Below are 5,893 nucleotides of genomic sequence, written 5' to 3'. Positions count from 1 at the left end.
CGGCGAGCCGCTGCGCGAGCGGGACCTCCCCCGCGGCAGCGGCGGCCGCGCGCCGCGCCGCCGTGGTGCGGACCAGGCCGCGCAGCAGCGGCGGCACGACCTCGCGCGGGGCGAGGTCGAGGCCGACGGGCACCAGGACGGGCTCGTCGACCAGCAGCGCGGCGTCGAACAGGTCCAGCGCCTCGGCGGTGGGCAGCGCGCGCACGCCGCCGCGGCCGAGCCGGGCCCGGTCGACGCCCGTGGTGAGCCCGCTGGCCTCGTCCCACAGCCCCCAGGCCAGCGACACCGCGGGCAGGCCGTGGGCGCGGCGGTGGGCGGCCAGGGCGTCGAGGGCGGCGTTGGCGGCGGCGTAGTTGCCCTGCCCGGGGCTGCCCAGCGTCGCGCCTGCGGCGGAGAAGAGCACAAATGCGGCAAGGTCGCCGGTCAGCTCGTGCAGCGCCGTGGCCGCGTCCGCCTTGACCCGCAGCACGGCGTCGACCTGCTCGGGGGTGAGCGTGTCGAGCGTGCCGTCGTCGAGCGCGCCTGCCGCGTGCACCACCGCGGTCAGCGGGCGGTCGAGCCCCGCCAGCAGGTCGGCCAGCGCGGCCCGGTCCGCGACGTCGCAGGCGGCGAGGACGACCTCGGCCCCGGCGGCGCGCAGCTCGTCGGCGAGGTCGACGGCCGTGTCGGCGGAGCGGGCGGCGAGCACCAGGTGCCGCACGCCGTGCCGGGCGACCAGCCTGCGGGCCACGTGCGCGCCCAGCGTGCCGGTGCCGCCGGTGACCAGGACCGCGCCGTCGGGGTCGAGCGGGGCGGGGGTGGTGAGCACGACCTTGCCGATGTGCTTGGCGTGGCTGACGAACCGGAACGCGTCGGGGGCGCGGCGCACGTCGAACTCGGTGCGCGGCAGGTGGGTCAGCGCGCCCTGGTCGAACAGCGCCAGCACCTCGCGCAGGATCTCCCCGACCCGGTCCGGGCCCGCGTCCGCGAGCAGGTCGAACGCCCGGTACTGAGCGCCGGGCAGGCCGTCGCGGACGTCGGTCTTGCCCATCTCGACGAACCGCCCGCCCGGGCGCAGCAGGCCCGCCGAGGCGTCGACGAACTCCCCGGCCAGCGAGTTGAGCACCACGTCGACCGAACCCGCGCCGAACTCCTCCGCGAAGGCGAGGTCGCGCGAGGACGCCACCCGCTCGACGCCCAGCGCGCGCACAGCGCCCCACTTGGCCGGGCTCGCCGTGGCCAGCACGGTCGCGCCCCAGTGCCGGGCGAGCTGCGCGGCGGCCATGCCGACCCCGCCCGCCGCGGCGTGCACGAGCACGGTCTCCCCCGCCGCGAGGCGACCGAGGTCGCGCAGGCCGTAGTAGGCGGTGAGGAACACGACGGGGACGGCGGCGGCCTCCGCGAAGCCCCAGCCCGCGGGCACCGGCGCGAGCATCCTGGCGTCGGCCAGCGCGTGCGTGCCGAAGCCGCCGGTGAACATGCCGAACACGCGGTCGCCGGGGGCGAACCCGGTGACGCCCGCGCCGACGGCGGTGACCACGCCCGCGCCCTCGCCGCCGAGCTGCGCCCGCTCGGGGTACATGCCCAGGGCGATCATGACGTCGCGGAAGTTCAGCCCGGACGCGCGCACCGCGACCCGCACCTGCCCCGGGCCGGGCTCGGCGACGTCCTCGGCGCAGTCGACGGCGGCGAGCGCGTCGAGCGTGCCGGGCTCGGGGGCCTCGACCCGCCACACCGGGCCGGGCGGGACGAGCGAGGCGCTCGCGCCGACCCGGGCCAGCCGCGGGGCCAGGACCGCGCCGTCGCGCACGGCCAGCAGCGGCTCGTCCACCACGGCGAGGGCGGCGGCCAGGTCGGCCCCGGGGGTGCCCTCGGGGTCGAGGTCGACCAGCACGACCCGGCCCGGCTGCTCGGCCTGCACCGAGCGGACCAGGCCCCACAGCGGGGCGTGGGCCAGGTCGAGCACGTCCTCGCCGTCGCGGGCGGCCACGGCCCGCTCGGTGACCACGGCGACGCGCGCGTCGCCGCCGGAGAGCAGCGCCCGCAACTCGGTGATGGTGTCGACGACGGCGTCGCGCTGGGTCGTCGCGCCGGTGCGGCGCAGGACCACCGTCTCGGCCCGGTTGTCGCCCGCGGCAACCGGGGTCCACCTGGTCAGGTAGAGCGAGTCGGGCGCGGACGACAGCGACCGGGCGGTCATCTTCCGCGAGACCAGCGACGCGACGGTCAGCACGGGGTTGCCCGCGGTGTCGGTGAAGTCCAGCGAGATCGCGTCCGGGCCGACCGGGCGCAGGGCCACGCGGAGGGCGACGGCGCCGGTGGCGTGCAGGGCCGCGCCGCGCCAGGCGAACGGCAGGCCGCCGCCGGGGCCGTCGAGGGCGTCGAGCAGCGCGGCGTGCAGCCCGGCGTCGAGCAGGGCGGGGTGCGCGGCGAAGCCCGCCGCGCCGTCGCGGGCGGCCTCCGGCAGCTCCACCTCGGCGAACAGCGAGTCGCCCGCCCGCCAGGCGGCACGCAGGCCGCGAAAAGCGGGCCCGTAGTCGAAGCCCGCGGCGGCGAACGCGGCGTAGACCTGGTCCGGGTCGACCGGGATCGGCTCGGCCCCGGCGGGCGGCCAGACCGGGTCGGTGTCGGGGACGGCCGGGGCCTGCGGGCTCAGCACGCCGGTCGCGTGCTCGGTCCACGGCGCGGTCGAGCCCGCGGCGCGGGAGTGGATCACCAGGTCGCGGCGGCCCTCGTCGTCCGGCTCGGACACGGTGGCCTGCACGTCCAGCTCCCCGCGCGCGGGGAGCACCAGGGGTGCGGTGAGCAGCAGTTCCTCGACCTGGGTGCACCCGGCCTGGTCGGCCGCGTGCAGGGCCAGGTCGAGCATGCCGGTGCCGGGCACCAGGACGCGCCCGCTGAGCGCGTGGTCGGCGGTCCAGGGGTGGGAGCCGACACCGACGCGGCCGGTGAGGACGAGCCCGGCGCCGGTGGCGAGCTCCACCGCGTCGCCCAGGACGGGGTGGCTGCCCGTGGCGCCGGTGCGGCGCGGGGCGTCGAGCCAGTAGCGCTCGTGCTGGAAGGCGTAGGTGGGCAGCTCGACGCGCTCGCCGTCGGGGACGACGGCGGTCCAGTCGGGCTGGACACCGCGCACGACCAGCTCTCCCAGGGACAGCAGCATCCGCGACAGCCCACCGTCGTCGCGCTTGAGCGACCCGACAGCGATGACGTCCTCCGGCAGGGCCATCGTCAGCACCGGGTGCGGGGAGCACTCCACGAACGTCCCGAAACCATCCGCCACCAACCGCTCCACAGCAGCAGCGAACTCCACAGTGGACCGCAAGTTGTCGAACCAATACCCGGCGTCCATCACCGAGCCGTCCTCAACCCGACCCGTCAACGTCGAATACACCGGCACAGAACCGACCAACGGCCGAACCGGCTCCAACACCGACAGCAACTCGTCACGCAGCTCATCTACCTGAGCCGAGTGCGACGCGTAGTCCACCGGAATCCGCTTGGCGCGCACACCATCGGCCTCGCAGTAGGCGACCAGCTCATCCAGGGCAGACGGCTCGCCGGAGACCACCACGGCCGACGCCCCGTTGACGGCCGCGACCGACAGCCGCTCCCCGAACGCGGCGATCCGCGCAGCGACCTGATCTTGCGGCAGCGCAACGGACACCATGCCACCACGCCCGGCCAACCTACGCAGCACCTGCGACCGCAGCGCCACCACCCGCGCACCGTCCTCAAGCGACAGCGCACCCGCCACCACGGCCGCGGCGATCTCCCCCTGGGAGTGGCCGACGACGGCCGCGGGCTCGACGCCCCACGACCGCCACACCTCGGCCAGCGACACCATGACCGCCCAGAGCAGCGGCTGCACGACGTCCACGCGCCCCATCAGCTCCGCGTCGTCGAGGGCCGCCGCGGGCGACCAGTCGACGAACGCGGCCAGGGCGGCGGCGCACTCGCCCATCCGCTCGGCGAACACCGCCGAGCCCGCCAGCAGCGCGCGGGCCATGCCGACCCACTGCGAGCCCTGCCCGGGGAAGACGAACGCGATCCCGCCCGGGTCACCCGCCACGCCCTCGACCAGCAGCGGGTGCGGGGTGCCGCTCGCGAGCGCGGCGAGCGCGTCCCGGGTGAGCGCGACGGCCCGGTGGTCGAAGGCGGTGCGGGTGGTGGCCAGGGAGAACGCGGCCGAGGCCGCCGGGAGTGCGGGCAGCGCGGCGGCGAGCCGGGCGGCCTGGTCGCGCAGGGCGGCCGGGGTGCGGGCCGAGACCAGCAGCGGCACCGGCGCCGCCGACGGGGTGGGCTCGGGCAGCGGGTCGCCCTGCTCCAGCACCACGTGCGCGTTGGTGCCGCTCATGCCGAACGAGGACACCCCGGCGCGGCGGGCGCGGCCGGTCTGCGGCCACGCCGTCGGCTCCTGCACCAGCCGCACCGCGCCCGCAGTCCAATCGACGTGCGGGGTCGGCTCGTCGGCGTGCAGGGTGCGCGGCAGGTGGGCGTGGCGCAGCGCCAGCACCGCCTTGATCACCCCGGCGACGCCGGAGGCGGCCTGGGTGTGGCCGATGTTGGACTTCACCGAGCCGAGCAGCAGCGGCTGGTCGCGGTGCCTGCCGTATGCGGCCAGCAGGGCGTCTGCCTCGATGGGGTCGCCCAGGGCGGTGCCGGTGCCGTGCGCCTCGACGTAGTCGACCTCGGCCGCGCCGAGCCCGGCCTCGGCCAGCGCCTCGCGGATGACGCGCTGCTGCGAGCGCCCGTTGGGGGCGGTGAGCCCGTTGGACGCGCCGTCCTGGTTGGTGGCGGTGCCGCGCACCACGGCGAGCACGGGCAGCCCGCGCCTGCGGGCCTCGGAGAGCCGGGTGAGCAGCAGCATGCCCGCGCCCTCGGCCAGCGACATGCCGTCCGCGCCTGCGCCGAAGGCCTTGCACCGGCCGTCGGCGGCCAGGCCGCGCTGGCGGGAGAAGCCGATGAGCGCGCCGGGGCTGGACATCACCGCGACCCCGCCCGCCAGTGCCAGGTCGGTCTCGCCCGAGCGCAGCGAGCGGGCGGCCAGGTGCAGGGCGACCAGCGACGACGAGCACGCGGTGTCGACGGTGACCGCGGGCCCCTCCAGGCCCAGGGTGTAGGAGACGCGGCCGGTGACGACGCTGGCCGCGCTGCCGACGAGCAGGTGCCCCTCGGACAGGTCGTCCGCGCCGGTCAGGCGGGCGGCGTAGTCCTGGTAGTTGACGCCCGCGAACACGCCCGCGCGGGTGCCGCGCAGCGTGGTCGGGTCGACACCCGCGTGCTCCAGGGCCTCCCAGGACACCTCCAGCAGCAGCCGCTGGTGCGGGTCCATCGCGGCGGCCTCGCGCGGGGAGATGCCGAAGAAGGCGGGGTCGAACTCGGCCAGCCGGTCGAGGAACCCGCCCGCGGCGGCGTAGGTGGTGCCGGGGTGGTCGGGGTCGGGGTGGTGCAGGTCGGCGGGCCAGCCGCGGTCGGCGGGCAGCGGGCCGATGGCGTCGCCGCCGGTGTCGAGCAACTGCCACAGGTCGGCGGGCGAGGCCACCCCGCCGGGGAAGCGGCAGGCCATGCCGACGATGGCGATGGGCTCGTCGACGGCCTCCCGGACGACGACCTCGGCGGGCGCACCCCGGCCGAACAGCTCGGCGTCGAGGTGCTCGGCGAGCGCGGTGGCGGTGGGGTGGTCGAACACGACGGTGGTGGGCACGCGCAGGCCGGTGGCGGCGGTGAGGCGGTTGCGCAGGTCCACGGCGGTGAGCGAGTCCAGGCCCAGGTCGCGGAAGGCGGTGCGCGGGTCCACCCCGTCGGCGCCGCCGTGGCCGAGCGCGGCGGCGGCGTGCTCGCGCACGACGGCGACCAGGCGGCGCAGCCGGTCGGCGGGGGCGACCCCGGCCAGCTCGGCCCGCAGCCCGCCCCC

The 5,893-nt window shown here is 77.3% G+C and carries 1 protein-coding gene; it reads right to left on the bottom strand.

What is annotated here, in order from left to right; genetic code table 11:
• A partial coding sequence (locus L6E12_RS23970) for a type I polyketide synthase (protein WP_236230180.1) occupies positions 1 to 5,893 on the bottom strand: 5,893 nt, incomplete at both ends.

The sequence above is a fragment of the Actinokineospora sp. PR83 genome, from assembly GCF_021056305.1.
Classification (GTDB): domain Bacteria; phylum Actinomycetota; class Actinomycetes; order Mycobacteriales; family Pseudonocardiaceae; genus Actinokineospora; species Actinokineospora spheciospongiae.
Note: the sequence above shows the minus strand (reverse complement) of the source record. Positions and strands in the feature narration are given on the sequence as shown.